At 42.2% G+C, this 249-nt stretch carries 1 protein-coding gene; it reads right to left on the bottom strand.

Annotated features, from left to right (window positions below):
* A partial coding sequence (locus ACLJNW_RS27250; protein WP_410961676.1) for an ester cyclase occupies positions 1 to 249 on the bottom strand: 249 nt, incomplete at both ends.

The raw sequence follows: 249 nt of genomic DNA, 5'->3' as shown, positions 1-249 counted from the left end.
ACATCATATCTACCAGGTTCCAACGCTCTATGACCTTCGAATCACGAAAAGCAAATACTGTCATGCCGTTGACTTTGAATTGTCTATCGGTTGGCTGAACGCCAACAAATTCACCTTTGTGTGTCCCAGATAGGTAGTATCTCCCTGCAGCCTTGTTTCCTTCAATAATGAGATCCTCAAAAGTGATTCTTACATCAGGAAATCCTTTCCAAAGGAGGTAAATGAACTGTTTAAAGCCTCCCTTGTTGG

It is taken from the genome of Salmonella sp. SAL4457, assembly GCF_046548235.1.
GTDB lineage: Bacteria > Pseudomonadota > Gammaproteobacteria > Enterobacterales > Enterobacteriaceae > Salmonella > Salmonella enterica.
This window is presented reverse-complemented; position numbering and strand designations above follow the sequence as displayed.